General features: G+C 59.6%; 22 protein-coding genes and 1 pseudogene. 17 read left to right on the forward strand and 6 right to left on the reverse strand.

Annotated elements, in window-relative coordinates; translation table 11 throughout:
• Positions 1–55: 55 nt before the first annotated feature.
• The 3 genes and pseudogenes from B2696_RS11295 to B2696_RS11305 form a co-directional block, all read right to left on the reverse strand.
• Positions 56–819: pseudogene (locus B2696_RS11295) on the reverse strand (ABC transporter ATP-binding protein).
• Positions 816–1,892: a FecCD family ABC transporter permease gene (locus B2696_RS11300; RefSeq protein ID WP_286955493.1), complete on the reverse strand. Its 1,077-nt coding sequence runs from the start codon at positions 1,890–1,892 to the stop codon at positions 816–818. The pseudogene B2696_RS11295 and the gene B2696_RS11300 overlap by 4 nt, the downstream one beginning before the upstream one ends.
• Complete coding sequence (locus tag B2696_RS11305; protein ID WP_276623673.1) at positions 1,889–2,935, reverse strand: FecCD family ABC transporter permease; 1,047 nt, start codon at positions 2,933–2,935, stop codon at positions 1,889–1,891. Before B2696_RS11305 ends, B2696_RS11300 begins: the two co-directional genes overlap by 4 nt.
• A gap of 88 nt (positions 2,936–3,023) precedes the next feature.
• Between B2696_RS11305 and glmM the strand changes: the two genes are divergently transcribed.
• From glmM to B2696_RS11320, 3 genes are all read left to right on the forward strand, one after another.
• Positions 3,024–4,367: a phosphoglucosamine mutase gene (gene glmM, locus B2696_RS11310; protein ID WP_286955496.1), complete on the forward strand. Its 1,344-nt coding sequence runs from the start codon at positions 3,024–3,026 to the stop codon at positions 4,365–4,367.
• A gap of 128 nt (positions 4,368–4,495) precedes the next feature.
• Positions 4,496–4,822, forward strand: a complete 327-nt coding sequence (locus B2696_RS11315; RefSeq protein WP_286955498.1) for a hypothetical protein — start codon at positions 4,496–4,498, stop codon at positions 4,820–4,822.
• On the forward strand, positions 4,822–6,300 hold the full coding sequence (locus tag B2696_RS11320) for a zinc metalloprotease (RefSeq protein ID WP_286955500.1): 1,479 nt from the start codon (positions 4,822–4,824) through the stop codon (positions 6,298–6,300). Before B2696_RS11315 ends, B2696_RS11320 begins: the two co-directional genes overlap by 1 nt.
• Before the next feature lie 214 nt (positions 6,301–6,514).
• Here B2696_RS11320 and B2696_RS11325 read toward each other — a convergent pair whose 3' ends face one another.
• Entirely contained in the window at positions 6,515–7,348 is an 834-nt protein-coding gene (locus tag B2696_RS11325; protein WP_286955501.1) for a dienelactone hydrolase family protein, read from the reverse strand.
• A 249-nt stretch (positions 7,349–7,597) separates the two neighbouring features.
• On the opposite strand from B2696_RS11325, the gene B2696_RS11330 reads away from it, so the two are divergent.
• Together B2696_RS11330 and B2696_RS11335 are read left to right on the forward strand one after the other, a co-directional pair.
• The gene (locus B2696_RS11330; protein WP_286955502.1) at positions 7,598–9,625 is read left to right on the forward strand and encodes a PTS mannitol transporter subunit IICBA; all 2,028 of its coding nucleotides are present in this window, start codon (positions 7,598–7,600) and stop codon (positions 9,623–9,625) included.
• Positions 9,625–10,776: a mannitol-1-phosphate 5-dehydrogenase gene (locus B2696_RS11335; RefSeq protein ID WP_075729165.1), complete on the forward strand. Its 1,152-nt coding sequence runs from the start codon at positions 9,625–9,627 to the stop codon at positions 10,774–10,776. Before B2696_RS11330 ends, B2696_RS11335 begins: the two co-directional genes overlap by 1 nt.
• 114 nt (positions 10,777–10,890) lie before the next feature.
• On the opposite strand, the gene B2696_RS11340 is transcribed toward B2696_RS11335, so the two are convergent.
• On the reverse strand, positions 10,891–12,066 hold the full coding sequence (locus B2696_RS11340) for an alpha/beta hydrolase (RefSeq protein ID WP_286955505.1): 1,176 nt from the start codon (positions 12,064–12,066) through the stop codon (positions 10,891–10,893).
• A 367-nt stretch (positions 12,067–12,433) separates the two neighbouring features.
• On the opposite strand from B2696_RS11340, the gene glmS reads away from it, so the two are divergent.
• From glmS to B2696_RS11400, 12 genes are all read left to right on the forward strand, one after another.
• On the forward strand, positions 12,434–14,305 hold the full coding sequence (gene glmS, locus B2696_RS11345) for a glutamine--fructose-6-phosphate transaminase (isomerizing) (RefSeq protein ID WP_286955507.1): 1,872 nt from the start codon (positions 12,434–12,436) through the stop codon (positions 14,303–14,305).
• A gap of 131 nt (positions 14,306–14,436) precedes the next feature.
• Positions 14,437–15,531, forward strand: a complete 1,095-nt coding sequence (gene alr / locus B2696_RS11350) for an alanine racemase (protein ID WP_286955509.1) — start codon at positions 14,437–14,439, stop codon at positions 15,529–15,531.
• Positions 15,524–16,024: a tRNA (adenosine(37)-N6)-threonylcarbamoyltransferase complex ATPase subunit type 1 TsaE gene (gene tsaE, locus B2696_RS11355; protein ID WP_075729169.1), complete on the forward strand. Its 501-nt coding sequence runs from the start codon at positions 15,524–15,526 to the stop codon at positions 16,022–16,024. Before alr ends, tsaE begins: the two co-directional genes overlap by 8 nt.
• Positions 16,025–16,122: 98 nt before the next feature.
• The gene (locus B2696_RS11360; protein WP_286955511.1) at positions 16,123–17,712 is read left to right on the forward strand and encodes an aspartate:alanine exchanger family transporter; all 1,590 of its coding nucleotides are present in this window, start codon (positions 16,123–16,125) and stop codon (positions 17,710–17,712) included.
• A 224-nt stretch (positions 17,713–17,936) separates the two neighbouring features.
• Entirely contained in the window at positions 17,937–18,404 is a 468-nt protein-coding gene (locus B2696_RS11365) for a hypothetical protein (RefSeq protein ID WP_075729171.1), read from the forward strand.
• Positions 18,405–19,070, forward strand: a complete 666-nt coding sequence (tsaB, locus tag B2696_RS11370; protein ID WP_286955516.1) for a tRNA (adenosine(37)-N6)-threonylcarbamoyltransferase complex dimerization subunit type 1 TsaB — start codon at positions 18,405–18,407, stop codon at positions 19,068–19,070. It abuts the gene before it with no gap.
• A complete protein-coding gene (rimI, locus tag B2696_RS11375; protein ID WP_075729173.1) occupies positions 19,067–19,528 on the forward strand; it encodes a ribosomal protein S18-alanine N-acetyltransferase in 462 nt (153 codons plus the stop codon). The genes tsaB and rimI overlap by 4 nt, the downstream gene beginning before the upstream one ends.
• Entirely contained in the window at positions 19,525–20,568 is a 1,044-nt protein-coding gene (tsaD, locus tag B2696_RS11380; protein WP_286955518.1) for a tRNA (adenosine(37)-N6)-threonylcarbamoyltransferase complex transferase subunit TsaD, read from the forward strand. Before rimI ends, tsaD begins: the two co-directional genes overlap by 4 nt.
• A gap of 96 nt (positions 20,569–20,664) precedes the next feature.
• Positions 20,665–21,093, forward strand: a complete 429-nt coding sequence (locus B2696_RS11385; protein WP_075729175.1) for a hypothetical protein — start codon at positions 20,665–20,667, stop codon at positions 21,091–21,093.
• Between the two features lie 204 nt (positions 21,094–21,297).
• Positions 21,298–21,591, forward strand: coding sequence for a co-chaperone GroES (gene groES, locus B2696_RS11390; RefSeq protein ID WP_075729176.1), 294 nt, complete (start codon positions 21,298–21,300; stop codon positions 21,589–21,591).
• Between the two features lie 12 nt (positions 21,592–21,603).
• Positions 21,604–23,220 carry a chaperonin GroEL gene (gene groL / locus B2696_RS11395; RefSeq protein ID WP_286955519.1) on the forward strand — a complete coding sequence of 539 codons (1,617 nt, stop codon included), beginning with the start codon at positions 21,604–21,606 and terminating at the stop codon, positions 23,218–23,220.
• Between the two features lie 127 nt (positions 23,221–23,347).
• A complete protein-coding gene (locus B2696_RS11400) occupies positions 23,348–25,681 on the forward strand; it encodes an excinuclease ABC subunit UvrA (protein WP_286955533.1) in 2,334 nt (777 codons plus the stop codon).
• On the opposite strand, the gene B2696_RS11405 is transcribed toward B2696_RS11400, so the two are convergent.
• Positions 25,671–25,967 carry a WhiB family transcriptional regulator gene (locus B2696_RS11405; RefSeq protein WP_075729178.1) on the reverse strand — a complete coding sequence of 99 codons (297 nt, stop codon included), beginning with the start codon at positions 25,965–25,967 and terminating at the stop codon, positions 25,671–25,673. The genes B2696_RS11400 and B2696_RS11405 overlap by 11 nt on opposite strands.
• Positions 25,968–26,191: the final 224 nt, after the last annotated feature.

A 26,191-nucleotide genomic window follows, 5' to 3' on the forward strand; every position in this document is an offset into this window, starting at 1 on the left:
AAAACATAGTGTGGGTAAGGCGTAGATAACCTAGCTTAGGTAACGCTAATGATTACTACAAGGCTGGAACTACCATTGGTCCCCCAGTCACGGGGTCTGTGACCACGAGAGCTTCGAGGTCGAAGATCTCGCGCAACAGGTCGGCGGTGATGATCTCGGCGGGCGTGCCCTGCGCGTAGATTTCCCCCGTCGGAGACATGGCCACAAGGAAGTCAGAATGACGGATAGCCAGGTTAAGGTCGTGGAGAACCATGACGATGGTCTTGCCTTGGTCTGTGCGCAGTTGCGCCACCAAGCGGAGCACGTCGANNCGTCGAGGAATACGGTGGGGGTATCTTGGGCAAGCGTCATGGCTATCCAGACGCGCTGTTTCTGCCCACCGGATAGGGAACCCAGGGGGCGTTGTGCCAGCTTGGCGACGTCGCACAGCACAAGCGCGCGCTCCACCTGCTCCGCATCCTGTGCGGACCAGCGCCGCATCCAGGATTGGTGGGGGTGGCGCCCCCGGGAGACGAGCTCTTCTACCGTGACTGCCTCCGGCGCAGTGGGTTGCTGGGGAAGCATCGCTAGCTGCCTGGCGCGAGTCGTGCGTTTGAGGGAGGAGAAGTCCTGGCCATCGAGCTCGACGCTACCGGAGTGTGGCAGAAGAGTAGCCAAAGCTTGGAGCAACGTGGACTTTCCGCAGCCATTCGGCCCGATCAACGTTGTGACGGCTCCAGCCGGGATGTCGAGGTCGAGGCCTTTTAGGACCTCGTGGCCCTGGTAAGACACGCCCAAGTTCTGGGCGCGCATGCGGGGTTGGCTTAGGGGAGAGTTCATTGGTTGTTCCTTCCGTTGTTCCTTCGGTTAAGGGAGACAATGAGATAGATAAGTACAGGGGCGCCAAGGATGGTGGTAACTATGCCGACGGGAAGCTCCCAGGGGAGTACAACGCGGGCGAGGAGGTCCGCGCTGCAGACGATCAAGGCCCCGGTGAGGGCAGAGGTGACCAGCGGTGGCGTGGAGCTGCCGGCTAAGCGCATGGCAATTTGTGGGGACACGAAAGCGACGAAACCTATCGGCCCAGCCGCAGCGACGGACACCGCAGCTAGCGCCACGGCGACTAAGAGCTGGAGGGCCTGCGCAATCCGCACATTATGCCCCAGCATCGTCGCGGTGAGATCACCTAGAGAGAGGGCGGAGAGCTGGAAAGAAAGATAGGAAGCGAGCATGAGCGCTACGAGCACGGCGATCAAAGGGGCCCAGGCCTCGCTGAAGTCACGCCCATTGAGCGAGCCGGTGAGCCACAGTCGCGCGTTGGCCACAAGATCTAGGTTCCCGTGGGCCATAATCCAGGTTGAAAGGGAAGTGCATAGCGTCGCCATGGCCACCCCGATGAGGACGAAGCGCAGCAGGGAATGGCGGGAGCGTCCAGCGATGAGCCAGATGATGGTGGCCGTGATGAGGCCACCGCAAAAGGCGGCGAGCGGCAAGCCCACGGTGGCCAGGGTGAGGGAGGCTGCCTTGCCGAGTGTCCCGCTCGTGCCTGCGAACGTAAGGAGCGCAACCGCCGCCAGAGCCGAGCCTTGAGTGATGCCGAGTATGTCCGGGCTGGCCAGGGGGTTTCTGGCGATAGATTGTGTCAATGCTCCGGAGAAAGCAAGTGCCGCGCCGACGAGTAAGCCTACGACGGCCCTTCCTAGCCGCACGTCGATGACGATGCGGTTTTCAATGGGTGTGCCACCACCGCCAATGATCCGCCAGACATCGGCAACGCCGAGCGGATAGTCGCCGTGCGCAATGCTCAAGGTGAATACGCAGCCCGCTGCGACGATTAAGGCGAGGCAGACGCCCAGCACCCGCGGGCGCAGGGGCGCGGCAACGGGACCTAGTTTCACAACAGTGTGTTTCACGGGGTAAGTACCTTTCCGCGTTTGACAAGGAAAATGAACACGGGTGCGCCGACGAGGCCTAAGACGATTCCCATGGGCAATTCGCCCGGGGCAGCCACGCGCCCGAAGATGTCTGCGCCCAAAGCCAGCAGGGCGCCGATAAGGAGGGAAGCCGGGAGAATGACCCGATAGTCAGGTCCCCACAGCGCACGTGCCGCATGGGGTGCCGCCAATCCGATGAAAGCCACTGGGCCTGCAGCGGACACGGCCGCGCCACCGAGGAGGGCAATGGCTGCAAAGCCGAACACACGCCGTAGCACAACGTTAAGGCCTAGGGCTCGCGCGCTTGATTCACCCATGCTGAGAAGATTGAGCGCTTGGCCCTGGGTCAGCGCCAAGGCTGTGCCCAGGATGAACGAGGGGGTAACTGCGGCGGCAACCGCTAGGCTGCGGCCAGACACCGAACCCGTTGCCCATGTACGCAGGGTATCCAGAGCCGCAGAATCGGTGATCACCAAGGCGTTGACAAAGGCCATCAACAAGGCGGTGACGGCCGTGCCAGCTAGCACCAAGGTCAGCGGGCTCGCAGCAGTGGCCCCGCTGGAGGAAAGGGCAAAGACCACTAGGGTTGCGGCGCCGGCTCCCAGGAGCGCTGGAAGAACTGCGGCATCTGTGGCACCAGAGAAGCCGAAGTAGACGCCGCTGACCACGGCGAGGGTGGCCCCAGCATTGATTCCGAGCAGGCCCGGATCTGCGAGGGCATTGCGGGTATGCCCCTGGATGAGCGCGCCCGCGGTGCCGAGGGCGGCGCCGGCCAGCAGGGCTAGGAGAGTACGGGGGATACGCAGGTTGGCAATGATGGCCGTGAACTCATCGACGCCCTCTAAGGAGTTGGGTTCGCGTCCAAAGGCATAGAAAAGGGCGGGGATAATTCGGGGGAAGACCTCGCCCAAGGGGATCTCGCGAGAGCCAACGCAGAGGCCGAGTATGAGTAAGCCGATTACGCTGAGGAACCCAAATAGCCACCACCGCACCCCATGTGAGGCCCGGACAAATTTAGACATGAGTAACAGGTTAGGGCAGGTTTGCCTAAAAAGGGAAGTGGCGCAGCGGTATTACTACAAAGCACGTGGCGCGTGCATAATTGGATCTATGACTCGACTTTTTGGAACCGATGGCGTTCGTGGCTTGGCGAACAAGAAACTCACCCCAATCTTGGCTCTCAAGCTCGGGCAGGCGGCGGCCCAGGTTTTGACCGCACACCGCGAGTCCTACGATCGGCGTCCGCTGGCCATTATTGGCCGAGACCCCCGCGTATCCGGGGAGATGCTCGACTCCGCCATCGCAGCAGGATTATCCTCCCGCGGTGTTGATGTCGTACGGGTAGGGGTCCTTCCTACCCCGGCCATCGCTTTCCTTACGGATGATTATGGCGCCGACCTTGGCGTGATGATCTCAGCTTCACATAATCCCATGCCCGATAATGGCATCAAGTTCTTCTCCGCTGGCGGCAAGAAGCTGCCCGATTCCGTGGAAGATGAGATTGAGGCTGCCATGGCCCAGCTCAAGGAAGAAGGTCCAACGGGAACCAAGCTGGGCCGAGTAATCTCCGAGGCCCCGGATGCGCGCGGCCGCTACCTCAATCACCTCACCGAAGTCGTTCCCGTTGACATCAGCGGCATCAAGGTTGTCGTGGATACCGCCAATGGTGCGGCATCTAAAGTTGCGCCCGAGGCTTATGCCGCCGCTGGCGCCGAGGTTATCGCCATCCACAACAAGCCCAATGCATTCAACATCAACGAGGCCTGCGGCTCCACACACATCGACAAAGCACAGGCGGCCGTTGTCGAGTACGGCGCGGATTTGGCGCTCGCCCACGACGGCGACGCTGACCGCTGCCTCGCCGTCGATGCCGAGGGCAATGTGGTCGATGGTGACCAGATCATGGCCCTGTTGGCGGTGGGGATGAAGGAAGATAGCGATCTTCGCTACAACACCCTTGTTGCCACCGTCATGTCCAACCTCGGCTTGAAGCTGGCCATGGAAAAGCACGGCATCAGCGTCCGGGAAACTGCGGTGGGGGATCGCTACGTCCTCGAGGAACTCAACCGCGGTGACTATTCCTTAGGCGGCGAGCAGTCCGGGCACGTCGTGCTTCCCGACGACTGTACGACCGGTGACGGCACCCTCACCGGGCTATCCATCATGGCGCGCATGGCAAAATCCGGAAAGTCCCTGCACGAGTTGGCCTCGGTGATGACGGTGCTCCCGCAGGTTCTCATCAATGTTCCTGTCTCCGACAAGTCCATCATCATGGATGCCCCCGAGGTCCAAGAGGCCCTTGCCCAAGCCGAGGCGGAGCTAGGACACACCGGCCGCGTACTCTTGCGGCCCTCCGGTACCGAGGAACTCTTCCGCGTGATGGTTGAGGCTTCCGAAAAGGAGCAGGCACGCAAGGTGGCCGGACGTCTCGCTGGCGTAGTCGCCGCAATTTAGTCTGCCTCATCCTTCTCATCCATTAAGGTTCGCGCGGCCTTAAGGAACCGATTCCCTTTGCGGGCAGTCCAATACAGGAGAGCAACACAATCATCCTGAATGGAAACCACAAAGGGAGCAGGCTAGCCGTGCCAGATATTTCTTTTGACCCCGTTGAAGCGCAGCGCCAGCTGCGCAGCTTGGTCGCGCACAACCAAGAGCAAGCCGCCGCACATCGAGCTAGCTTTCCGGCCTTTCCTGCCGACTCGGCTGGTCGCGGGTTTTCTGGCCACGCCGCCCGCCTCCAAGAGGCACTCGAGCGCGTGCACCACAGTTGCGCGTGGCGCTGGAATAACCTTGCTGCCACAGCCGGCGCGGCCGAGCAGCAGTTTAGAGCCCTATCAAACCTCGACAGCCGGAATGGAATGAGCTTGGACCGCGTTCATTCGGAGCGTGAAGGCGGTGCGCGAGGCTAATGAGCGTTATCACTAGCTCCCTAGTGGGGGACTACGCAAGAGCGGTATCGCAGTTTCAGGTCGCCAGCGCCGGCTCCTACGCTGGGCCATCAATGCCTATGGACGTGCTGCACTCTCTCATTTCCTCCACCGAAGGAATCAATCCTCAGGATTTGGTCTCTAGTACTGGGGCGGCCGTCGGCAAGCAGGGGCGCGGCAGCAGAAGCGGCCTTGGGGGATTGGGGGGCTTCCTTTTAGATACAGCGCTGAGCTTCGCCGGTGGAGTACTCCAAGGGCACATTCGGGGCGTCCAAGAAGACCACGAGGAGCAGACGCGCGATACGCGCCAGCTGCAGGAGTCTGCCCAAGAGTGTTCAACGGCTATCGGTGATGTCGTTGACGTCTCCGATTCCGCCCTGACGGAACTGTTCTCCGCCGCGATTCCGCTGCTCAACCTGCTCTCCATGGTCCTGTCTAAGCATCCGCTAGGCAAGATCATTGTTCCCATGATCTCAGCGATTGGGGGTGACCTCATTGAGAAAACCAACCAGACTATCGCCAGTACCTGCCGTGACCGGGACGCAGCCATCGAGGCCTGCTACGAGGAATTCGAGTCTCGCTGCGAGAACCTGAGCCAAAAGCCCCTGCCACAGACCCCGCCTGAGCCGGATTGCGCGGCCGAGTCGGAGCCTGCGCCACAGCCCAAGCCAAGTTCGCCTGAATGCCCGGCACCGCCCTCCCAGGAGACCTGTCCGCCATCTACCCAGCCCGCGCAGGCACCTGACGCGTCTTCCGCCCCAGCACCGCAATCAGCGCCAGCGGATCCGGGACAGTGCCCTCCGCAGACCACGCCCGCAGCGGCGCAGCTAAGCCCTGCCTCCCCTCCGGCTCCGCCCGCGCCGGGCATCGATAAGCAGGCACCACCGTGGGAGGCCCAGCCAGCTGAAACACCGCCGTGTGAGCCCCAGGCTTGCCCGCCCCTGCCGGTCGTACCTAGTTCCTGCGAGCCCGCTGTTTCTCAAACGCACGTAGAAGTAGAAAAGTCCTGTTGCGGATGCTTGGGCGCCGCGGGTGCGGGAATCGCGCTGGTAGGACTGGGCATTCTTGTGGCTGCGGCAGCTGAGTGCCTCGCGGCGGAGATTCCTGTTCCTGAGCCACAGCCTTGCCCAGATCCTGAGCCCCAGCCCGATCCTGAGCCTTGTCCCGAGCCAGAACCTCAGCCACAACCACAACCAGAACCCGAGCCCGAGCCCGAGCCCAAGGCAGTGCCGCCAGCAGCCGAGGGCGTTATTGCTCCGCCACCTGAATTAGCGGAAGTACCCGAGCCGGATCCGCCGCCCAAAAAGCTAATGAATATGCCAGCGGCAGTTGAGGTTCCTGAGTCATCGCCAGGATCAGAGGGCGCCGTGGCCTCACCTGGGTTGCCTGCCACTGAGCAGGCCTTAGCTCCTGAGAGCGCCGATGATGCGGGGCGCGCGCGGAAGGCAGGGCAGTGGTAATGAGCCAAGACTTCGAAGCCTTTGCCAGGGGGTTTAGGGAAAGAACTTCTGCCCGGCTCTTGGAATTTGAGAAAGCGTTGGCACAGGCGCAGGAGCAGCTAGAAAAGTCTGCTTCTGCGGCGGCGCGGCAGGCCCCTAAGCCAGCTCAGGCACCGCATAGTCCCGCAGTGCGGAGAGGAAGGCCGGGGCAAGTGAAATCGGTGCTGCGGCGCGATTAGCGGGAGGGAAGAAGTCCGGCCTTGCGGGAAAGCGCGTCCCCACTGTAGCTGGAAAAGCCTTTTCCAGCAGCCAATGGCGAAGCGAAGCCGTCGTACTTGGATTCGCCCGCCAGCTGATCCAAGAGGAAACCGGTGAGGAGGCCGCGTGCTAGATCTCGGGCGCCTGCCTGGAAGAAGCCGGCGCCGACGGTCAGCTTGAAAAGGGTATCTTCGCTGAAGCCTTGCTGGTTTCCCTTGTAGATTTCGCGGTAGGCCACGGGTCCGCCCCAACTTGCGGCCAGCTTGGCGGGATTGCCGGCACCAAAGATATCGTCACTCTTTGAGCCTATGACGAGGCCGGGTGCCTTGACGGAGCGTGCAGCCTGCGTAGACGAGGGGGAGGTGGTGGCTGGGTAAATGGCAGCCACGGCTTTGACCTTGTCGTTGTTCGCGGCGGCAAGCACCGCAGCGCCGCCGCCCATGCCGTGTCCGATCATCCCCAACTTGTGTGGGGAAACCGTGATCTTGCCACTTCCTAGCTTCACTCCGGCGGCGATCTGGAGGGCAGATTCCATGTCTGCGGCAAGGTTGCGGTGGTTGGGCACCACTCCGGTCTCCGTGTTCGGTGCAACAACCACGATGCCCCAGCTAGCAAGGTGGCGAAGAGTAGCGTGATAGCTCTTTATCTTCTTTGTCCAATCGTGTCCGAAGGCCACTGCGGGCAAAGCCTTACCTTCGGCAGGCGTATAAACCTTGCCTGCTAGGCCGGCATAGTCCAAGTCACCAATGAGAACGCGGTGTGGTCCTCTTTTGGACAATATCGATAGGTGCTTCTTCAAGTTCGCAGTCACGCTTACCAGAATAGAGCAAGATTCGGGCGGGGTTGTGCAAAAGGTCAAAACTGGCGCTTTGGAAAGGCAGCGACTAGGTGGAGCGCCAGCGGCAAGCCTGTGTGAGGCCTGACAGGTAAAGAGAGCAGGCTTTTTAGACTTTTCGCAGTCTGCATCTATCCAAATTTCAACTAAGTAATAGACTTGAGAAGGAACACTCAAGAACGGGTTCTAGAACCCGTTCCAGCCCCGATTGTAAAGGACTTTGCTGTGGCTGAAACTAAAGAAAAGAAAGGCGGCGTACGCGTCGCCGTCCAGAAATTTGGTACGTTCCTTTCCTCGATGATTATGCCGAATATCGGCGCCTTCATCGCGTGGGGAATACTGACTGCACTATTTATCCCGGCAGGATTCTTCCCTAATGAGAAGATAGGCACCTTGGTCTCACCAATGGTGACTTACCTCCTGCCTATTCTTATTGCTTATACGGGCGGCAAGCTCGTACACGGCGTTCGTGGCGGCGTCGTCGGCGCCATCGTAACCATGGGCGTCATCATGGGTACATCTTCGCCGGTGTTCATCGGCGAGGATGGCCACTCATCCCCGATGTTCTTGGGCGCCATGATTTGTGGTCCACTCTCCGCCTGGCTGTTTAAGAAGCTGGAGTCTTTGTGGCAGGGCAAGATTCGCCCTGGTTTCGAGATGTTGGTGGACAACTTCTCCCTCGGTATCTTCGGATTCGCGGGAGCTATTGCCTCGATGTACTGGCTGACCCCGGTGATGAACTTCATCATGGAGTGGGCAGGCCGTGCGGTCGAGTTCCTTATTAATCACAACCTGCTGTGGCTGACTTCGGTCCTCATCGAACCGGCCAAGGTATTCTTCCTTAATAATGCCATCAACCATGGCGTTTTGACGCCGTTGGCCACGGATCAAGCCGCCCAGACGGGTAAGTCAGTCCTCTACCTGCTGGAGGCTAATCCTGGACCCGGCCTTGGTATCTTGCTGGCGTTCATGCTCTTTGGAACCGGCACCGCACGGGCTACGGCTCCGGGCGCGGCGCTCATCCACTTCTTTGGTGGTATCCACGAGATTTACTTCCCCTATGTCCTTATGCGCCCGCAGCTGCTTCTCGCCGCCATTGGTGGCGGCATGACCGGCGTTGCTATCAACACCGTCATGGACGTCGGTCTGCGCTCGCCGGCTGCGCCTGGCTCGATCATCGCCATCTACGGCACCGTTGCCTCTGATTCCTATCTCGGCGTTACCATCGCGGTATTCGCTTCAACCGCTGTGTCCTTCGCCATCGCTGCCCCGATCCTCAAGTTCACAAAGGGAACGGATGACCTCAACAAGGCCACCGCTGATATGGAGGCCATGAAGGGCAAGAAGTCTTCCGTTGCAGGAGCGCTGACCAAGCGCGACGCGGGGGATATTCCAGAGATCCATAAGGTTGTCTTCGCCTGCGATGCTGGCATGGGTTCCTCGGCCATGGGTGCTTCCGTCCTGCGCAATAAGATCAAGGAGGCTGGTTTCGGTGACGTGGTTACCGTGACCAACTCCGCCATCAATAACCTGAAGGATGACTATGACTTGGTCGTTGTCCACCAAGACTTAGCCAGCCGCGCTGAGGCTCCGACCCCTTCCGCCGTGCACGTTACGGTGGATAACTTCATGGCATCTCCGCGTTATGACGAAGTTGTTGACCTTATCCGTTCTCAGCAGACCGGCGAGTCTGCTGAGTCGGGTGAGGCTAGTGACGCTCAGCACTCTGCGAATGCTGCCGATTCGGTGGACTCTGTCGCTGGTGCTGAAGCTCAGCCCGCGCAGTCCAGCGTCGGTGTCAAAGAAGCCCCTGATGCGGAATCTAAGATTCTCACCGCAGACAACATTGTGCTCGACGGCAGTGCTAAAGACCGGGATGATGCCATTGACCAGGCAGGCGCCATGCTTGTGGCTGCCGGCGCGGTCGAGCCGGCCTACGTTGCTGCCATGCATGAACGTGAGAAGTCAGTGTCTACCTACATGGGCAATGGGCTAGCTATTCCGCACGGCACCAATGAGGCCAAGGACACCATCAAGAGCTCTTCCATCACGTTCATCCGTCTAGATGAGCCCGTAGACTGGGGTGGGAAGCCCGCCAAGTTCATTGTCGGCATCGCCGGCGCCGATGGTACCCACCTGAAGACCTTGTCCAAGATTGCCAAGATCTTCGGCAAGAAAGAGACCGTCGAACAGCTTGAAAAGGCCACCACCAAGGAAGAGATTCTCAAAATCTTCGGAAAGGTCACTAGTTAATGAAGGCACTACATTTTGGAGCCGGAAACATTGGACGCGGTTTCGTGGGGATTCTCCTGCGCGAGGCTGGATATGAGCTGGTCTTTGCGGATGTTTCCGCCCCGCTTATTGACGCCCTCAACGAATACGATTCCTACACCGTGCACGAAGTAGGCCACGACGCTCGGGACGTCACCGTAACAGGGTTCTCCGGTGTCAACTCGGCCACCGATCTCGAGGGGCTCTACCGCGAGATCGGCGAGGCAGACATCATCACCACCGCCGTGGGGCCGAACGTGCTGCGGATCATCGCCCCGACCATCGCCCAAGGCCTTGAGCGCCGTGCCGCCGCTGGTAAGGGCAAGGTAGCCATCATGGCCTGTGAGAACGCCATCAACGCTACCGACGGCTTGGCGGCAGGTATCCGCGAGGCTTATCCACAAGCTGATGAGATCGCGTTCTTCGCCAACACTGCGGTCGACCGGATTGTTCCTAACCAGGAGCACCGCGAGGGTGCAGAGGCTCTCGATGTCACGGTTGAGACCTATCACGAGTGGGCCGTTGAGGTTGCGCCTTTTGGTGAGAATGTGCCGGAGATTCCCGGCATCACCTGGGTTGAGGATCTGGCGCCTTATATCACGCGCAAACTCTTTACCGTCAACACCGGACATGCTGCCACCGCTTACTTTGGCAACGTGGCCGGAATAACCAAGATCGCCGACGCCCTGGCTGACCGTGACGTGCAGGCTAAGGTTGCTGCAGTCCTTGCGGAGACCAAGCAGCTCATCGTGGAGAAGTTCAACTTCGATCCGAAGGTCCAGCAGGCTTACGTGGATAAGATCCTGACTCGATTCCAGAACCCCGATCTGCCCGATACCACCGTGCGCGTGGGACGTGCTCCGCTGCGCAAAATCTCGCGCCACGAGCGCTTCATCGGCCCGGCCGCAGAGTTGGCCGAAAAGGGTTATGAGGCCACCGCCCTTGTCGGCGCAGTCTCTGCAGCCTTGGCCTTTGATGTTCCTGAGGATGTTGAATCAGTAGAGCTCCAAAAGAAGCTCGCCGCAGCTCGGGGCGACCGTTCGGCAACGGATGCTCTCGCTACTGAGCTGACCGGCATTGCCAGCGATCACCCTCTCTTCCCAGCGCTATCTCAGGCTTTTGCTCAAGCCTAGGAAAAGATAGAAGCTTTCTAGAAGAGAACAAAGGTTAGGGCCGCATTGCCTTTACTAAGAAGGAAATGCGGCCCTAACCTTTTTCGTTTTTGCTTTTTCGGAAGCGGCTGGGCTCTAGCTCTCTAGCGCCGGCTTGATGTGTTCCCAGCCGAGTGCGAGGTGGGGCTGGAAGGTCTTCCAGTTGTGTCCGCCGTGGTCATCGTAGACAACCTCGGTATCGGTGGCACCCGCGTCATTGAGCTCCTGCTCAAGGCGCTTGGTGCAGTAGTAGGATCCTTGTTCCAGAATGATACCAACGAAGATGTCCTTCGGGTTCCAGTATTGGTAGTATTCCGCGTCCTCGGCATTGATACTTCCGTTGGCGGAAGAAAGATAGATGGACTTGTTGGTCAAGTTGCTGACATCTGCGGCGACATCGTGCGCCTTCCAAGCGGGCGAGCCCTTTTCACCGACCATGTTCTTCACGCTTCCGCCACGGCTTTGGACGATGGCATTCTGGGTCTGCTCGCCGATGGGATCGGAGTTGGAATAGCAGCCAGAAACTCCGATGGCAGCATCAAACATTTCGGGATTGCGGTTGATGAGGTTCAACGCTCCGCCAGCGCCCATGGAGATTCCGCCGACGCCGCGCTTGCCGTTGAAGGGGATCTCTTCCTCAAGAAGGGGGGCCAGCTCCTTGGTCATGAAGGTCTCCCACATGCTGAGCCCAAGGTTTTCGTCGTAGCTCTCCCAGTCATAGAACATAGATGCGCGTGCTTCCGTGGGCATGACTAGGGTGACGTTTTCGTGAGCGAGCGTTTCTTGGATTCGACCTGGGTTGATCATTCCTGTGTGCTCGGGCGCGTCGATGCCATCGAGAAGATAGAGCATGGGCGCCGGTTGCCCCGTAGGGGACTTGCGGATTTGAACGACGACGTCGCGCTTCATGCTGGGAGAGGCAACAACCCACCTCTCGATGCCAGCGCCGTCCGGTGCGCCGCGATCGATGACCTCGGGCTTTTCGATGCCCTCCTTAGTTGGGCGGGGATAGTAGGGATCTATGCCGGACATCGACCCGGGAAGAAGGTCCGAGGAGCCAATTGCATTGAGGCTGCTCAGCGTGAAGTGCAGGTTGTAGCCGCTGGAGAGGGGGGACTGGGAAGAGAACTGGATGAGATCACGCAATTCAGGATCGGTGAGCAGACTAGAAGTCGAATCTTGAGCGTGTGCTACGCCAGGAGTGGCCAAGGCGAGTGCGGCTACAACGCCGAGAACGCGCTTTCGGAGACGGTGTCGGGGCTGCTGGGTCATAGGTCTGACTCTTTCTGGGGAGAGAATGGTCCTTCACACGCGTAGGGCGCGCAGGACATGGCATTCAGAATCGGGGAACAGGGAGCGCAGTCGCGGTGCTGCTTACACAACAACTAGGCCATTGCTGTGCAGAGTATAGCAATTTCCTTGAATTTCCCTAGCCTCCGTAACATGTCAGCGGGGGTAATTAGCGAAGAAGGGGGCGCTTAAATGTGTATTTTCCTGGTGAAATAATTCACCGTTTACGCTTCTTGTTGGTTACCAAAAGGCGCAATCGGAAGCGCTGCTTATCGTGGGGCAAATCGCTCCGTGCTGGGCGAGTCTCGGCACAACTGGGCTTCGAAACAATGAGGTAGGATCGAGACCTATGTGCGGAATTGTTGGATATGTAGGTCACCCCGGATGTGACCGTAAATATTATGCCCTCGACGTGGTTCTAGAAGGCTTGCGCCGTCTGGAATATCGCGGATACGACTCAGCCGGCGTGGCCGTCTACTCGGACGGAAAGATCAGCTGGCGTAAGAAAGCCGGCAAGGTTGCCGCGCTGGATGCGGAGATTGAGGCTCGTCCTCTGCCGGATTCTGTCCTGGGAATTGGGCACACTCGGTGGGCAACCCACGGTGGCCCCACGGATGTTAATGCGCACCCTCACGTGGTCGATGACGGCAAGCTGGCCGTTGTCCACAACGGCATTATCGAGAACTTTGCAGAGCTCAAGAGCGAGCTGCAGGCCAAGGGGTATAACTTAATTTCGGAGACCGATACCGAGGTTGCGGCCACCCTGTTGGGGGATGTGTTCCACAATGAGGCGGGCCAAGACCTGACCAAGGCGATGCAGCTGACCTGCCAGCGCCTCGAAGGTGCTTTCACCATCCTGGCCATCCATGCGCAGCAGCCGGATCGCATCGTTGCGGCCCGTCGCGATTCGCCGCTGGTCATCGGCCTGGGTGAGGGCGAGAACTTCCTCGGTTCTGACGTCTCCGGCTTCATTGATTACACAAAGTCCGCCGTCGAGCTGGAAAATGACCAGGTCGTCACCATCACTGCGGATGATGTCTACATCACCGACTACCAGGGCAACCCCTCGCAGGGTAAGCCTTTCGAAATCCTGTGGGATGCCGCAGCCGCAGAAAAGGGTGGCTTTAGCTCCTTCATGGAAAAGGAGATCCACGATCAGCCCGCTGCCGTGCGCGATACTCTCATGGGTCGCTTTGACGAGCAGGGTAAGCTCACTCTCGATGAGGTGCGCATCGATGAGTCTGTATTGAAGTCCATCGATAAGATCATCGTCATTGCCTGTGGTACCGCGGCCTATGCCGGCCACGTCGCGCGCTACGCCATCGAGCACTGGTGCCGAATCCCTACCGAGGTGGAATTGGCTCACGAGTTCCGTTACCGGGACCCCATTGTCAATGAGAAGACCCTAGTCGTTGCGCTTTCGCAGTCCGGCGAGACCATGGATACATTGATGGCGGTACGCCACGCGCGCCAGCAAGGCGCGAAGGTTATCGCCATCTGTAATACGCAGGGTTCTTCAATTCCTCGCGAATCCGATGCTGCGCTCTACACCCACGCTGGTCCCGAAATCGCCGTGGCTTCCACCAAGGCCTTCCTCGCGCAAATCGCTGCGACCTATCTGCTGGGCCTGTACCTGGCTCAGCTGCGTGGCAATATGTTCGCCGATGAAGTCGAGAATGTCCTCGATGAGCTACGGCAGATGCCGGATAAGATTCAGAAGGTCATCAGCGAGGAACCCCAGGTAGGGGAGCTTGCTCGCTCGATGCAGGACGCTGAGTCTGTTCTGTTCTTGGGCCGTCACGTTGGTTTCCCCGTCGCACTTGAGGGCGCGCTCAAGCTCAAAGAGGTTGCTTATCTGCACGCCGAAGGCTTTGCCGCCGGCGAGCTCAAGCATGGCCCCATTGCCCTGATCGAGGAGGGACAGCCGGTATTCGTCATCGTTCCTTCCCCGCGTGGCCGGGATTCCCTACACGCCAAGGTGGTCTCCAATATTCAGGAGATTCGCGCCCGTGGTGCTATCACCATCGTGATCGCCGAGGAAGGGGACGAGGCAGTGGAGGCTTATGCCAACCACGTCATCCGCATCCCACAGGCACCGACTCTGATGCAGCCGCTGCTGGCCACCGTGCCTTTGCAGATGTTTGCCTGCAACGTTGCTGAGGCCAAGGGCTACGACGTCGATCAGCCGCGCAACTTGGCCAAGTCCGTCACCGTGGAGTAATCCACCGATGCCATAGACGGCGTCGCTAATAGCGCCTCTCCTTATCCCTAGCACGGGGTGGGGAGGGGCGCCTTTGGTGTTTTCGGCGTGAGGGACACTGCGGGTGCCACGCGAGTGGCACAATAGTTTCCATGCTGCAAACGAGAATCGACCTTGATGCCATCGCTCATAATGTTCGCGTGCTCAAGGAGAAGCTAGGCCCTGTCAAGCTGATGTGCATCCTCAAGGCGGATGCCTATGGTCATGGTATGGAGCGGGTGGCACCGGTCATGGAAAAGGCGGGAGCCGATGCCTTTGGTGTTGCTACGTTGGCGGAGGCGGTGGCTTTGCGCAAGCATGGCTCCGATCTTCCAATCACTGCTTGGCTGTGGGATGCGCGCGAGGATCTGACGGAGGCGCTGGCTTCGCGGATTTGTATCGGAGTGCCCTCCCTCGAGCATGCTAAAGCGCTCATTAGTACCGAAGTTCCAGCCCGCGTCTACATCAAGGTGGAGACGGGCATGCACCGCTCCGGGGTGGACGAGAAAGACTGGGGCCAAGTCTTTGAGCTGCTGCGGGATGCCGCGCAGATCGAAGTACTCGGTTTGATGTCTCACTTCGCTTGCGCCGATGAACCGGATAACCCTTACAATGACGTCCAAGAGATTAACTTCCGGCGGGCCCTCGTGCAGGCCAGGGAAGCCGGGTTGGAGTGTCCGCTCAACCATTTGGCGAATTCGCCGGCCACTCTGACGCGTCCATCGGCGCACTTTGAGCAGGTGCGCGTGGGCCTCGCCTGCTATGGCCTCGAACCGGTCCCAGGCGTGGACCACGGCCTTCGCCCGGCAATGACGTGGGCGGCGAATCTGGTCAACGTCAAGCCCATTGAAGCGGGGCAGGGGACTTGCTATGGCCTGACGTGGAAGGCCAAGCAGTCTGGCTTTTTGGCCACGGTTCCTTGCGGCTATGCAGATGGCCTCCCGCGTGCCTTTCAAGGCAAGCTGCAGGTCGGCATTGGGGGCAAGCTCTATCCGCAAGTAGGCAGGGTATGCATGGACCAGATCGTCGTCGATCTGGGTGATAATCCCTTTGAGGTTGCGCAAGGTGATGAGGCGATCATTTTCGGCACAGGCGGCATGAGCGCAACTGAGCTGGCGGATGCTGCGGACACCATCAACTATGAGGTCTTGTGCCTTCCGACGGGACGCACGGTGCGTGCATACGAAGGAGGTCTAGATCTTGCGTAGCGATTTTCCCCGCAGCGGGAGACGCGAGCTGGCTACCGCCGCAGATACCCAGGAGTTTGGATGGAGGCTAGGAAAATCCCTAGAGGCCGGGGACTTGGTCATCTTGGACGGTCCGCTCGGTGCCGGTAAGACCACCTTCACCCAGGGGATAGCGCGCGGAATGCAGGTAAAAGGCAGGGTGACTTCGCCGACTTTCGTCATTGCCCGCGAGCATCATTCGCAGGTAGGCGGCCCGGCCTTAATCCATGTTGATGCCTACCGCCTTGTCGACGACTTCGGGGCCGGATCGGGTGATCCTTTGGGGGACCTTGATGCTTTAGATCTCGATACGGCTCTGGAGGATGCAGTGGTCGTAGCGGAGTGGGGCGGCGGGCTGGTTGAACAGATCAGTGAGAGCTACCTCTTCATCAACATTGACCGCGAGGCCATTGCGCAGGACTCTGGCGCCGACGCCCGAGTATTCACGTGGAGCTGGGAAAACGGCGGAGAATAGGCTATCAAGTACGCCCGTTTTGTTCGCCCTATATATAAGTGATCCATATCTAATAACCGCAGGTTGCAGTAGGGAAACTATTCGGCCAAACTGGAAGAGTGTTAAGTTTCCTGGCATCCAGTCCACTCCTTTCTCTCTTTCTTATAATGGCGGTGGGGTTGGCTATCGGAAAAATAAAGGTTTTCGGAGTCTCTCTCGGTGCGGCGGCAGCGATGTTTGTCGCGCTCGGTCTTTCTACGGCAAATCCTGATATCCAGATACCGCCCTTCGTCTACCAATTCGGCCTCGCAATCTTTGTTTATGCGATCGGTCTGAGCTTCGGTCCCTCCTTCGTCCGCGAGTTCAAAAACCGCGGTTGGAAGCTGACGTTGTTTATGGTCGGAATGCTCGTCGCCCTCGTCGGCGTGGGCTATCTGCTTATCAAGTTCTTCGACCTCAACGTCCCCGTCGCTGTCGGCATGTTCGCCGGATCCCTGTCCTCCACGCCAGGTATGGCAGCAGTGGTAGATATGGTGGGCAACTCTGAGCCTGTCGTTGGTTACTCTCTGGCTTATCCGGGCGCAGTTATCGGAGCAATCGCGGTCGCGGCAATAGGCGCTAGTGCATTCCGCATCAACCACGTCGAGGATGCGCGCGGCGAGGGAATGATTCCCACTCCATTGGTATGGAAAGCTGTGCGCCTAGCTAAAGACTTCGATGACACTGCGGGCCACATCTACCGGGTAACCGGGCAGAAGGTTGTGGCTACCCGCTTGGTCCGCGATGATCACCATCACCGCCTAGCTGTTCCCGAGATGAGCCTTGAAAAAGGCGAGGTATTCCTGCTCAACGGAACTGAGGAGGCTGTCAATGCGGCTATCAAGGTGCTTGGAACCGAAGAAAACATCGAGCTCACTGAGGACGCAGGCTTGCTCTATACGCGTGTTACAGTCTCTAGCCCGCAGATTGCGGGAAAGCGTATCCGCGACATCAAGGCCCTCGATCACGGATTCATCATTGCCCGCGTCCGCCAAGGCGATGCGGATGTTGTTCCGCACCCAGATCTCGTGCTCAACTACTCTGACCGCGTGCGCGTGGTGTGCTCCCCGGAGCGCCTCCAAGACGTAAAGAACTACCTCGGCAACTCCGAGTCTGCACTGGGTAATGCCGACTTGCTCTCGATGTCTGTCGGCCTGACGTTGGGTATGCTGCTTGGCCTTATTCCGATTCCGATTCCCGGCGGCACCACGCTGCAGCTTGGCTTCGGCGGCGGGCCCATCGTTGTCGGCCTGCTTCTGGGCTACCTCAACCGAACCGGCCCGCTGAACTGGCAGATGCCTTTCCATACTCGCCAGACCATGTCGACTCTCGGCCTGACCTTGTTCCTTGCCGGCGTTGGTACCTCAGCTGGCGCAGCCTTCCGCAATGCCCTGACGGATCCGACCTCCCTGAAAATCATGGGCGTGGGCCTCATCATCACCCTGGTTTCGGCCTTGGGCATCGGCATCATCGGTATGCTCCTCTTCCGCCTCAAGTGGGACGAGGCCATGGGCTGTGCCGCAGGCATGACCACCAACCCGGCGGTGTTTGCATACATCAATACTCAGACAGGGACGGAGCTGGCCAACCGCGGTTGGGCCACTGTCTATCCCACGACGATTATCGGAAAGATCGTCGCCTCGCAGATTCTCCTAGTGCTCTTGATGTAGAAGCACATCTCCTTTGGAGAGCTTAAGAATCTAGCCCTCCTTGTGGTGCATGCCGACTGGCATGTGCTGCAGGGAGGTTTTTCCATCTGTCCGAGGTGGCGGGTAGCATCAGGAAAAGAAGTGGGTTTGACCACCAAGGCGTACCCCCCGCCTTTATGCATAGCGTCTGTTTTAAGTCCCGTATTTTTCTGTTTCAATCCGTTTCCAAGGAGCACAGCAACTCAATGTCTAAGCTTGCGCGCAATATAGTCACGCTCGTCATCGCGGCCTTCATCGTGGTCATGATGGTGCTGGTCGCTACCACGATGATGCGGGAGGCGGCACCAACCAAATCCACGCTGGCTCACACCTTGGAAAACGCCCCGGATGATCTCACCATGATGGCAGTGGCCCCAGCGGATTTCTACGGTGAGCAGTGGCGCGGCGTTGTCTTTGTCTGTCCTGGATTCTCCGAGGCTGATATGGAACAAGGCGGGGTAGACCTCGAGCCTTTCACCTTTGTCGATGGCAAGATCCCGGAGGGGGATAACTACATCGTTGCGGTGGATACCGCTGGAAACTCCTTTGTTGAATATGCCAAGCGCTCGGATATCGATGTGTGCTCTACCCAGCAGATCCAGGGCGCTGTAGATGCTTTCCAGCTTTTGCCCTTCGCCCGCACCGGCGAGGGTGGCTGGGTCTTGGCGGCCTAAATGAACGTCCTTGCCATTGACACTGCCACCACCGATCTTGTCACCGGCTTGGTAGATCCCGCCTCCGGGTTGATTGCGGAGCGGATTCTTAAAGATACCCGTGCCCATAATGAAATGCTCATTCCCACCATCACGGAGCTGCTTGAAGCTGCGGGAATGGCTTTCGCTGATATCGACGCCGTCGTCGTCGGCTGCGGTCCGGGGCCTTTTACCGGCCTGCGGGTAGGCATGGCCACCGCCTCGGCAGTAGGGGATGCTTTAGGCGTTCCGGTGCACGGGGTGTGCACCCACGACGCCATCGGTTACGCCACCACCGGCAAGGTTCTGGTTGCTACCGATGCTAGGCGCAAGGAGGTCTACTGGGCCGCCTACGAGGAAGGAAAGCGCATCGATGGACCCGAGGTGTGTAAGCCGGCCATCTTGGACACCGTTGCGGGCACAGATGTAGATGCCGTCATCATTCCAGCAAATCTCGCCACACAGTTGCCGGAGAGCCTACGGGCTCTGCCCACGCACAGTGCGGGCCCACTCCCAGCGAATCTGGTGGTGGTTGCGGATCTACAAGCGCAACCCGCTCCGCTCGTGCCGCTGTACCTGCGGCGCCCAGATGCTAAGGAGCCGGCACCGAAACCGCGTTCTTCCGCTCTTTCTGAGGTCACCAAGTGAACCTGCGGGAGCTCGTGACCGCGGATGCCGCGCGCTGCGCGGAGCTGGAGAAGCTGCTCTTTCCCGGTGAGACGCCGTGGTCTAAGTATGTTTTCCAGGTAGAGATCTCCCAGCCCTTCAACTTCTACTTCGGGGTGGAGGAAGAAGGGCTTCTCCTCGGCTACGCCGGACTCGCCTTGTTGGGGCCAGCCACGGATCCGGAGTACGAGATCCACACCATTGGGGTGGCCCCGCAGGCGCAACGCCGCGGCGTCGGCGCGATGATGATGGACAACATCGTTCACATCGCCGACTCACAGGATGCGCCGGTATTCCTCGAGGTGCGCGTGGGCAATACCGCAGCGCTGGCGCTCTATGAGCGTTATGGCTTTATCAAGCAGGGAATCCGCCGAAATTATTATCAGCCTTCCGGTGCGGATGCGCACACCATGGTTCGAATGAGAAAGAGTCAGAGATGAAAGTCCTAGGAATCGAGTCCTCCTGCGACGAGACCGGGGTAGGCATTATTGAGCTATCCGCAGACGGTCACATGGAGATCTTGGCGGATGCCGTTGCCTCGTCGATGGAGCAGCACGCCCGCTTCGGCGGGGTAGTGCCGGAGATTGCCTCGCGCGCGCACCTCGAGGCCATGCCGCAGGTGATGCGGGCGGCCTTGGAGGAAGCCGGCATCGACAAGCCCGATGCCGTCGCTGCTACCGTTGGCCCGGGACTCGCCGGGGCACTGCTGGTGGGCGCGTCTGCCGCCAAGGCTTATGCGGCGGCGTGGGGGGTGCCTTTCTACGGGGTTAATCACCTGGGCGGGCACGTTGCCGTGGCAAACCTGGAAGGTGAGAGTCTGCCCCATGCTGTGGCGCTTCTCGTCTCGGGGGGACACACGCAGCTGCTGGAGGTAGAGGCCGTGGGCAAGCCCATGCGGGAAATCGGCACGACCCTCGATGATGCCGCCGGCGAGGCCTATGACAAAGTCTCGCGTTTGCTTGGTTTGGGGTATCCGGGAGGCCCCGCCATCGACAAGCTGGCGGGGCGGGGCGAGGCCTCCATCGCATTCCCGCGCGGACTGTCTCGTGCGGAGGATCTGCGCGGCGAGCATCGCCATGATTTTTCCTTCTCTGGGCTCAAGACCTCGGTTGCTCGTTACGTGGAAAAAGCGGAGAAGGAGGGCAGGATTATCAGCATCGAGGATGTCTGCGCCTCCTTTCAAGAGTCCGTCGCGGACGTGCTCACCGCGAAGGCAGTGCGCGCTTGTCAGGAGTGCGGGGCCAAGGTGCTGCTTTTGGGCGGTGGCGTGGCGGCGAATTCTCGGCTGCGGGAACTGGCGGCGGAGCGTTGCGCTGCGGCTGGTATCGAGTTGCGGGTGCCGCGTTTCAAGCTCTGCACCGATAATGGCGTGATGATCGCGGCGCTTGCCTCGCAGTTGATTCATGAAGGGGCGCAGCCTTCTGGTCTGGGTGTGGGCACAGATACGCAGATGGACGTAGAAACCCCGTTGTTAACCTAAGGTTCGCTGTCCTGCGGATGCAGGGTCCCAAAGAGGGCGGTAGTGTGCGAGACATTACTGTCCTCTTTGCCTTTTTTAAAGGAGCTCTCTGCCGTCATGACCATTGGTTTTCTTGTTAATCCGGATCTCAGCCACCGCAAAATCGACTTCGAACTCGAACACGCTAATCAGTTTCTTGGCGGCGCCACCGAGGGGCGAGTCTCGGTGGCCTTTCAAGATGATGGAACTACTTATGCCGCGCTTTATAACCCCCAAGCCAAGCATGATGGCGCTGAGCCTAACCCGGTAGCCTCGCTCGCGCGCAACGCTGCCGATACGGGGAACTCGCGTTTCCTCCAGGATCCTATTCGCGCAATCTGCGGTCCAGTTATTTTTGTTGATTCCGCTGGGAAGGATGACTCCATTGACGCAGTCATGGATGCGGTGGACCACGGCATCCGCGCTGTAAAGAACTACCGTGAAGACATGCCGGAGGAATACCATCTCTGGCGTGCCGCAGTGATTAACTCGGAGAACTCTCTCTAGGCTGAACACGTTGTTGTGCTGGCCTTTCCTCCTGTTCGCGAGGGGCGAACAGTTAATGAGCCTTGCGTAGTTGAGGGCTGGCAGTCGCGAGGGTAGAGTGCTAATAGGTTGTTTGACCCACAGTTGTTCACCCGCGACGACGGCTGTGCTGGACATCCGCAACCGGCACATACAACTCACTGATTCATTAACGGAGGAATCATCATGGCAAGCATTAAGCCGCTCGAGGACAAGGTTCTCGTTCAGATCGTAGAGGCAGAGACCACCACCGCATCCGGTCTCGTCATTCCGGATTCTGCGAAGGAAAAGCCACAAGAGGCAACCGTCATCGCTGTAGGCCCCGGCCGCAGCAATGACAAGGGTGAAGTCATCCCCGTCGGCGTGAACGAGGGCGATACTGTTATCTTCTCCAAGTACGGCGGAACCGAGCTGAAGTATGACGGTCAGGAGTACCTCCTGCTTTCTGCTCGTGATCTGCTCGCTGTCATCGAGAAGTAAGGCGTTTCAACTATGGCAAAGCTAATTGCATTCGACCAGGAAGCCCGTGAGGGCATCCAGCGTGGTGTCGATACGCTGGCGGATGCCGTCAAGGTGACCCTCGGACCACGCGGCCGCAACGTCGTATTGTCCAAGTCTTTTGGGGGACCCACCGTCACGAATGACGGCGTTACCATCGCGCGTGACATCGACGTAGAAGATCCTTTTGAGAACCTCGGCGCACAGCTGGTGAAGTCCGTGGCCGTCAAGACCAATGACATTGCCGGTGACGGCACCACCACCGCTACGCTGCTCGCACAGGCACTGGTCTATGAGGGCCTGCGTAACGTTGCGGCCGGTGCCAACCCCATTGAGCTCAACCGCGGTATCGCCGCGGCCGCAGACAAGGCAGTAGAAGAGCTCAAGGCTCGCGCTACTCCTGTCAAGACCTCTAGCGAGGTCGCTCAGGTCGCCACCGTCTCCTCCCGTGACCCTGAGGTCGGCGAGATGGTCGCCGGCGCCATGGACAAGGTTGGCAAGGACGGCGTCCTCACTGTTGAGGAATCGCAGTCCATCGAATCGACCGTGGACGTGACCGAGGGTATCTCCTTTGACAAGGGCTACCTCTCTCCGTACTTCGCCACGGAAGAAGAGACCAGCACCGCCGTCTTGGACGATGCCGCAATCCTCTTGGTTCGTAACAAGATTTCCTCCCTGCCGGACTTCCTTCCCCTGTTGGAGAAGATTGCGGAATCCAGCAAGCCCACCCTGATTGTCGCGGAAGACGTCGAGGGAGAGCCGCTGCAGGCGCTGGTAGTCAACTCCATCCGGAAGGTTCTGAAGGTCGCTGCGGTCAAGGCTCCCTACTTTGGTGAGCGTCGCAAGGGCTTCCTCGACGACCTTGCAGTTGTCACCGGTGCCACCGTCATTGACCCTGAGGTCGGAGTCAACCTCAACGAGGTAGGCCTCGAGGTACTCGGTTCCGCTCGCCGCATCACCGTCAGCAAGGATGACACCGTCATTGTCGACGGAGCAGGCAGCGCCGAGGCCGTTGAGGCTCGCCGCGAGCAGCTCCGCCGTGAGGTTGAGCGCACCGAGTCCACGTGGGACAAGGAAAAGCTCGAGGAGCGTCTGGCTAAGCTCTCCGGCGGTGTCGCGGTTATCCGCGTCGGTGCCGCCACCGAGACCGAGGTTAACGAGCGTAAACTGCGCGTCGAGGACGCCATCAACGCCGCTCGTGCTGCGGTCGAAGAAGGCATCATCGCCGGCGGCGGATCTGTCCTGGTTCAGATTTCCAAGGTGCTCAAGGACTACGCCGAGGAGTTCGAGGGCGAGGCTAAGGTGGGCGTGCTTTCCGTGGCTCGCGCGCTGACCCGCCCCGCTTACTGGATTGCCCAGAACGCAGGACTTGACGGTTCTGTCGTGGTCTCCCACGTCGCAGAGGCTGCCAACGGTGAAGGCTTCAACGCCGCCACCCTCGAGTACGGCAACCTGGTCTCCGCAGGCATCATCGATCCGGTCAAGGTCACCCACTCCGCAGTGGTTAACGCCACCTCCGTGGCGCGGATGATCCTTACCACCGAGGCTTCCGTAGTGGAAAAGCCGGCTGAGGAGCAGGCTCCGGCCGCTCCTCATGGTCACTCCCACTAAGGGGAATCTAGAGAAGTAATCCAAAGAGCCTCCGGCTCTGGTAAGGGGTGTCACGCAGCAGCGTGGCGCCCCTTTTCTCATGCCTACTGGAAACCTGCACTGAATTTTCTGGCAGACTGGCAGCGTGATCGAGCAGGAGTACATCAAAGTCGTTGGTGCCAGGGAGAATAACCTGCGCGGATTAAACGTCAACATTCCCAAGCGGAAGCTGACGGTGTTTACCGGGGTGTCTGGTTCCGGGAAGTCCTCCCTGGTTTTTGACACGGTCGCCGCCGAATCCCAGCGGCTTATCAATGAAACCTACCCCGGCTTCGTGCAGGTATTCATGCCCTCCCAAGCCCGCGCTGATGTCGAGGAACTCGAGGGGCTTACCGCAGCCATCATCGTGGGCCAGGAACCGCTGGCTCCGAATGCGCGCTCCACCTTTGGAACGGCCACGGACATCACGGGTTCTTTGAGAGTGCTCTTTTCCCGCGCCGCGCAGCCGCGCGCCGGAGGTCCCGCTGCTTATTCCTTCAACATTCCTTCGGCCTCAGGCAAGGGCGCGCTGGAGGTGAACGGCGTAAAGGAGGTGCGTAGCTTCGAGCGCATCGGAGGCATGTGTCCGGCCTGCGAGGGCTTGGGGCGCGCTAGTGAGATAGATCTTTCCGCCGTGGTGGATGAAGATCTCAGCCTGGAGGAGGGCGCTATCCTCATTCCTGGCATGAAGGTGGGGACGTGGACTTGGAAGTCCTACGCGGCTTCTGGTTTCTATCCGGTGAACGTGCCGGTGAGGAGCTTCGACGAGAAGCAAAAAGAGCTGCTCTATTATGGCGCCGATAAGAAGGTGAAGGTGGGGGACATCAATGTCACCTACCAGGGCTTGGTGCCGCGGATGAAGGCTTCGATGCTGGCCAAGGATCCGGAGAGCCTGCAAAAGCACTTGCGCGAGTTTGTCCAGCGCGCGGTGGTATTCGTGGACTGTCCCGAGTGTGAAGGCACGCGGCTCGCGCGCCATGCCAGACAGTCTTACCTGGGGGGCAAGTCCATCGCTGAGGTCAGCGAGATGGAGTTGGGCGCTCTCGCGCAGTGGTTGGCCGGCATCGATGCACCGGGGGTTGCCCCACTGGTTGAGGCGCTTTCCCGTGCCGTGTCCAACGCCATCGAGATTGGTTTGGGCTACCTCAGCCTCTCCCGCCCCACCAGCACGCTTTCTGGCGGTGAGGCCCAGCGCACCCGCATGGTGCGACACGTGGGTTCCGCGCTTTCCGACGTCACCTATGTATTCGACGAGCCCACCTCCGGGCTGCATCCCCACGACATCGACAGAATGAACCACCTCTTGTTGCGGCTGCGGGACAAGGGCAACACCGTCCTCGTTGTCGAGCACAAGCCGGAGACCATCGCCATTGCAGATCACGTCATCGACATGGGCCCGGGAGCGGGGGCGAGGGGCGGAGAGATTGTCTTTACTGGCGACGTCGCCAAGCTGCGCAGCGCACCCACCTTGACGGGGAAACACTTCGCCGACCGCGTCCGGCTCAAGGAAGAAACGCGGCCCGTGGCAGGGGCCATTGAGATTCGTAGCGCTGCGCGCAATAATCTGCGCGAGGTCGACGTAGACCTGCCGCTCGGGGTGCTGAGCGTCATCACGGGCGTGGCTGGTTCTGGTAAGTCCTCGCTGCTAGCCTGTATTCCTTCGCAGGCGCGGGAAAGGATGCAATTTCTAACCCAGGAGCCTATCCGGGGCTCGCGGCGCTCGAACCCTGCTACATATTCAGGTGCGCTGGAGCCCATCCGTAAAGCTTTTGCCAAGGCCAATGGGGTGAAGCCGGCGCTCTTTTCTGCCAACTCGGCCGGCGCCTGCCCGCACTGCAATGGCGCTGGCGTGGTGCATGTGGAGCTTGGCGTGATGAGCGGGGTGGACGTGCCCTGCGAGGTCTGTGAGGGACGGCGCTTCTCCGAGGACGTGCTCGGCTACAGGTTTGGCGGAAAGAACATCGCCGAGGTCCTCGAGCTTCCGGCGCAGCAAGCGGCGGAGTTCTTCCGCGCGAATTCGGTCCCGCAGGCAGCGAAGATCTGTGCCACTTTAGTGGACGTGGGCTTGGGTTATATCGCGCTCGGACAGCCTTTAAGCACCTTATCGGGAGGAGAGAGGCAGCGCCTTAAGCTGGCGGTACACCTATCCGATAAGAAATCCACGCAGGATGTCCTCGTCCTTGATGAGCCTACGACCGGGCTGCATCTGGCGGATGTGGAGACGCTCCTAGCGCTGCTTGACCGTCTTGCTGATTCTGGGACCACGGTTATCTGTGTGGATCACCATCTCGGCGTGGTGGCGCACTCTGACTTTGTGATCGACTTGGGGCCGGGGGCGGGCACTGCCGGCGGCAGATTGGTTGCCGCATGCACTCCCCGTGCGCTTCTTGAGGTTCCTGAATCAATAACCGGGCGCTACCTCGCCGATTACCTTAAGCGTTGACCACTGAGTGGCGACGGGAGCGCAGGGCGACAACCCGCTCGGCCTCCGACATGCCGCCCCACACCCCATAGGGCTCGGCGGACTTGAGGGCGTGCTCGCGGCACAGCTCTAAAACCGGGCAAGAATGGCAGATTGCCTTAGCGCGGTTTTCGCGCTGCGCACGGGCGCGGCCGCGCTCGCCGTCTGGGTGGTAGAACACATCGGACTGTTCTCCGCGGCAGGCGCCTTGCAGCTGCCAATCCCAAAAGTCTGCGTTGGGTCCGGGAAGCAGGTTTGGCTGGGACACGTTCGAGGTCTCCTTAGGGGAACTTTTCGATCTAGAATTTGCTCGCTAGTGTTTGTTCGCGGCACGTGCTCCGTGCTGGGATCTGCCGCGAACACGACGTCTCGTAGTGTTTCTTGCCTCGGTGAACGCCCGGTTACCAGCTTCTTGCCACCAGGTTTTCCGTGCGTATCGATCGTGTTTCTGCCACGATTGAACAGCGTAAACGTCGTAGGTTAACGCTTAAT

It is taken from the genome of Corynebacterium sp. UBA4397 (genome assembly GCF_002390965.1).
Lineage (GTDB): Bacteria > Actinomycetota > Actinomycetes > Mycobacteriales > Mycobacteriaceae > Corynebacterium > Corynebacterium flavescens.

What these genes read in the sequence shown, in the direction of transcription:
- B2696_RS11305 (WP_276623673.1), bottom strand. Translation starts at nt 2,935, where the DNA reads ATGTCTAAATTTGTCCGGGCCTCACATGGGGTGCGGTGGTGGCTATTT.
- glmM (WP_286955496.1), top strand. Translation starts at nt 3,024, where the DNA reads ATGACTCGACTTTTTGGAACCGATGGCGTTCGTGGCTTGGCGAACAAG.
- B2696_RS11320 (WP_286955500.1), top strand. Translation starts at nt 4,822, where the DNA reads ATGAGCGTTATCACTAGCTCCCTAGTGGGGGACTACGCAAGAGCGGTA.
- B2696_RS11335 (WP_075729165.1), top strand. Translation starts at nt 9,625, where the DNA reads ATGAAGGCACTACATTTTGGAGCCGGAAACATTGGACGCGGTTTCGTG.
- B2696_RS11340 (WP_286955505.1), bottom strand. Translation starts at nt 12,066, where the DNA reads ATGACCCAGCAGCCCCGACACCGTCTCCGAAAGCGCGTTCTCGGCGTT.
- glmS (WP_286955507.1), top strand. Translation starts at nt 12,434, where the DNA reads ATGTGCGGAATTGTTGGATATGTAGGTCACCCCGGATGTGACCGTAAA.
- alr (WP_286955509.1), top strand. Translation starts at nt 14,437, where the DNA reads ATGCTGCAAACGAGAATCGACCTTGATGCCATCGCTCATAATGTTCGC.
- B2696_RS11365 (WP_075729171.1), top strand. Translation starts at nt 17,937, where the DNA reads ATGTCTAAGCTTGCGCGCAATATAGTCACGCTCGTCATCGCGGCCTTC.
- tsaB (WP_286955516.1), top strand. Translation starts at nt 18,405, where the DNA reads ATGAACGTCCTTGCCATTGACACTGCCACCACCGATCTTGTCACCGGC.
- tsaD (WP_286955518.1), top strand. Translation starts at nt 19,525, where the DNA reads ATGAAAGTCCTAGGAATCGAGTCCTCCTGCGACGAGACCGGGGTAGGC.
- B2696_RS11385 (WP_075729175.1), top strand. Translation starts at nt 20,665, where the DNA reads ATGACCATTGGTTTTCTTGTTAATCCGGATCTCAGCCACCGCAAAATC.
- groES (WP_075729176.1), top strand. Translation starts at nt 21,298, where the DNA reads ATGGCAAGCATTAAGCCGCTCGAGGACAAGGTTCTCGTTCAGATCGTA.
- groL (WP_286955519.1), top strand. Translation starts at nt 21,604, where the DNA reads ATGGCAAAGCTAATTGCATTCGACCAGGAAGCCCGTGAGGGCATCCAG.